The following is a 4821-nucleotide window of genomic DNA, read 5'->3' as shown; positions in this document are numbered from 1 at the left end:
GCGTCTTATCGCTTCGGGCGATCAGCCCCCTGAACTGCAACGTCTGGGTCAATCAATCTTTGTCAATGACGATGCACTCCTGTCAGCAGCCGCCTCAGCCTATATTCAGGTTCATGTCCTGGAAGAGGATCTACAGCAGCAGGCGCTTAATGAACTGTTGGCACACAGCAAACCCGTCGGGTATGTTGTACACGTCGAGAACGACAAGCGGGTTTATCCTGTGCCTGAGGGCTATCCAAAGCTGGAAGTATCAGAAATTCCGGGGGAGGTGATTGTTTTCCATGGTCAGAAACTGAATCCGCATGATATCGCTGTTGTAGAAAGCATCCATAACCTCTGGCAACAAGCTCAGGGTGATAACCCCACTTCCGGATTAACAACAAAGATAAGAAAAAGGAAGGTCGAAAGCTACCAATACGTCATTCGAAGCAGGCAGATGGCAGTGCTGGAGGAGCTTGTTGCACGGCAAAACGCTGCTGTTAACGAAGGACAGGAGACGCTTGCAGGGGAAGATAATCCGGAGATACCTTCGCTTGAAATGAGAGACAGGCTGGCGATACGTTCGCTTGCATACTACGAGTCTCTCCATCAGGCGTTGGCCATTGCTGCTTCAGATCAAGCCGATGAAGTCGAGTTCACACTAAAACCAGAACACATCAAAATCGCCTCGTCATTTATCACACACACCTGGCTGCAAATGCAACTGGCAAAACACTTCAGCTTCAAACCCGTGCTTAGAAATCTTCTGAATAAACAGCATTTTGTTCAGAATATGCTGGATGATACTTTAGCCAGTATCTCCAAACTAATGAACGATTTTATTTACAATGACGAAGATTTTGCTGACAAAATCCGGCGTGACCTGGCCAGACAGCTGATTGAAGTGGATAACAAGCTCGAAGAGCTTCAGCTAAAAGAAGCCAAACTCGTCCAGTTTAAAAATCAACTGCAGCAAGCAACGGAAAGAGCCGACGCCAGTGATAAGGAAAAGCAGGAAACACAATATCGCTATCAAGACGCTAAATTTGCGTATGAAACTCTTCGACGCAACATGGAAGAACTGGAAAGCCAGAAGCAGAAACTTGATCAGGAAGTCAAACAAATTCCAAAGCTGGAACAACAACTCCATGATGCCAGACTGGAGGCCAGAAAGACTTACAACTCTGAACTGGCAGCAATGCTTGGTATTGATGACTGGGATGATACCCAGCCACCAGAAGGGCAAGCCAGACGTCTCTTGGAGAAAATTAATGACATGCGTTCAAAGGTTATCGCAACCTATACCGCACCAGAAACATCTGATGAAGAAGCTTTACAAGCAAAACCGGCGGCGTTTGAAGGCATATCAGGTACTACTCCGATCAATGAAGAGGATCTGAGTTACAGCGCTAATGGGCCCGTTCCAAATATAGATAAGACATTAGACGCAACAGGACGGTCCAGTAAAGAAGCTGCAAAGGCAAAACCGGCGGCCATTGAAGGCCGGTCAGGTATTACTCCAGTCAATGAAAACGATCTGATTTACAATGTTCTTGGGCCCATGCTAATTCAGGATGAGACATTATTGGAAGGAGCGAATCCAGAGCAAATTCTTGCTCCCATTGAAAGAGGCTGTGGTCTGGTCCCGGTTGACAAAGCTGACCTGAAGGCTCGTGTCCGGGCCATTAAGGAACACATTGAGCACGTCAACCACCCCAGCTACCTCAGGCAGCAGGATGAACAGGCCAATCAACAAACGGTTCAGCAACAAAGCACCACCCGCACAGAGGCTGAAAAAGCAGCAGCCACCAAAGCTCGCCTTGCACTCATCGCCTCACATTTAAACATGCCGGATTTTGATGACAATACAGATATTGACACACAGCATAAACTTCTGGTCGAGAAGATCAAATCACTAAATGCCTTAACACAAAAACTAACCAAACTGAGTGATGATCAACAGAGCGAGATTAAAACACTTCGCGAAGAGAATACTCGTCAAGAAGAAGATATTGCAAGACTTCGTCCCGCAGAACAGATGTATGCAATTAAGTTTAAGCTGAAGAAGCCAGCAGATTTGGAAGCAGAACTGGAAAGCCTCAGAACACCACGCCACATAGTTAAACCGGAAGTACTTTGGAAACTGGGCGCCGTGGAGAAAGCTCTGAAGATGGATGATTTCGGTGCAGAGGACGATGTCTATTACCGACGCAACGCCATTTCTGAGGCGTTACAGACATCCATCACAAAATTCAGGCAGAGAGCTGAGGAAGACGCGCTGAAGGTACTGAAGACTGCAGAAGAAATATTTGAGATCAAAGTCAATGAAGGTGATGACAACAGAGAAAGACTTCACAGAATTCGTGCAATACTCGACGGCGATGATGTCACCGAAAAAAAACTGGATGATATAGAGAATGCCCTCAGCAAAGAAAAGTTCACGTCCAATTACGAAACAACGGGGACAAAACCTGGAAAGCTTCATGAGCTTCTTACCTTTTTTGTCGAAGACGCAGATGAACGAGTCTTGGCACAGCAGACAAGCATGCTCAAAACTGCAGAGGACGAGCTGGGCATCGCCACGAGTAAAAACCTCGCTGCCATAGAAAGAGGTAAGGATTCCGTTGCTAAACTGGCCGAAAAGCTGCAAGTAGATTTAATAAAAGACGCCAGTCTGGAAGAACAAAAGGGTTCTCTTATAAACAGAATCCAGACGTTAAAGCCTCTGGTAGGCTCACTCTCTGTCGATGAAGAAGGGGTCAAAAGATATAAAAACAATCACATTGCTCGCGTACTCAACATTGAGGACTATAGAGATGATGCCCCAATAGATGATCAGGTCAATCGTATTTTAGAAAAGCTCGCAGAGCTGGAAGCAGTAGCAAACACAGCGGGTCAGCCTGACACTCATGAGCGTATCGAAGCTATCGATGCTGAACTTGACAGGCAAATAGCCCGCCTGGGCCCCAAACCCCGATACACTCTTGATCGTGAGGTGGCCAGAGCCAGAAGAGCAGTAGCAGATGCTGAAAGTGAGCTGAAGGCTACTTATCGCAAGCTGGAGAACGTTCGTCGCAAACGACAGATATCTGCCGGTCCTGCTGACGTTAACCCAATCACGGATGAGGACAAGACAACGCCTGATCAGGTAATGAAAAAACTTCAGGCTAATTTAGGCCTGACACCGGTTGACAAGCAAACCACTGAAGAGCGAGTAAACGACATCAGAGATCTTTTACATGGAGAAGATTCAGAGAAACAATATGAAATCGCTCAACAACTGAAAGCTACCACATCAGAACTGAAAATCTCTGTTGACGGTGACCCTGACAGGCTGACAGAAGAGGATTACTTTAATGCCATTGTGACCCACGCGGACACTTATGGTCAGGATGAAGTTGATTATCCAGCGGGCGAACTGCCTGAAACCAGGAGAAAGTACGCTCAGGTCACGAAATTCCTTCATGAGCACGCTTTAAGAGTAATGGAAATGACCCATGCACAGGATGAAGAAAAGCAAGCACAAGAGGAACTGAATACTATAAATCAGGCGATCGACCACTCCAAAGACAGTGATCCGAAAGCTAAAACCAAACTTGAAGACGAAAGAGACGTGCAGGCATTAGTCCTGAAACAAAAAAGAGCAGTCATATCAGAAGCACAAGAAGACCTGGAAGCTCATGTAGCGACTCTTAGAGACCTTGAAGATAACGTGGGCCTCAAGCCAGACCCTACTGCCCACTATACTGACCGGGTTGACGCCCTGAGAAACAAACAGCTGGAGCTGGGAGGGGATGATGGTAGTGGCGGCAAGATTCTGCAGCTGACCGGGGAACAGGACACTCTGAACAGAGAAATAGAAGTCAGGAAATCGGAAATAGATAAATTAAAGAAAGTGCTGCATGCTGCGGAGGAAGCCGCCGAAAATGAAGGTGGTCCCTTCCAGTACACGCCGGGGCAGGCAAGAATACTGGCCGATTTGCACGCCTACATGCAGTCGCACTCCCTCAAAAAACAGGCTCTGGAAGCCGTAATTGGCCTGTCAGAATCGGCAGAACTAAACGGTAAATCGATACCCAATCTTCAGACTTTTGACCTGGACGATGAATTTGCGCCGATTCGCCTGCAGGCCCTGGCCGGGGACAATCTGCCCTTTAATCAGGCCAGTCGGATTGTAGCAGTCTTCAAAGACCTGAAGGCGACGTTCACCTTCGAGCTCGCAGAAGATCAGTCTCTGAATCCTTTGGAAGAAGTCCAGATGCTGGCGAGCCGGGCGAGAATTTACATGAACACCGGGGCACAACAATTCGACGATGAAATCCACGGCATAGGTGAAGCAGCCATTCACTTCATTGAGCATGAACCAGAGGGCCTGAAAAGCTTCTCGGAATACTTCGCTACTCATTCTGCCAGTGGTCACAGGATCATCACTCTGCTGCGTGAAGGTCTGATCAGCAAGGTTGAACTGGAACACTACATGAAGGCCGTCAGAGGTGTCGATGGTTATCAGCTGGTGGATGAGTTTGAGCACTTCATTGGCTATAAACACGGCGTCAGGGTGCCTGAGTTCAGGAAGGTTGTTCAGATGCTGTCCGACAAGGGTGCTGAGGAATTCATGCAGAGTGCCTTTACTCCTGTGACCGTGACCACCAATGGCCCGGCAGGCATGAAAGAATCTTTTGCCGGCATGAAGGAGTATGCCGCTTCTGTGATCGCCAACTACGTTCTTGACGATATTGCCTTTGAAAACGGCCGCAGGACGGCAGCATTCCTGACCAATGTTCAGGATACCCTGACACCTTATGCCAATGCCGTTGGCCTGTCTGAATCAGACCTGATCAA

Annotated in this window: 1 protein-coding gene; it reads left to right on the top strand. The window is 47.7% G+C overall.

The window, feature by feature from the left end:
* On the top strand, positions 1-4821 hold a 4821-nt coding region (locus KDK17_RS16885; RefSeq protein ID WP_257288612.1), incomplete at both ends, for a hypothetical protein.

It is taken from the genome of Endozoicomonas sp. SESOKO2 (assembly GCF_024606245.1).
GTDB lineage: Bacteria > Pseudomonadota > Gammaproteobacteria > Pseudomonadales > Endozoicomonadaceae > Endozoicomonas_A.
This window is presented reverse-complemented; position numbering and strand designations above follow the sequence as displayed.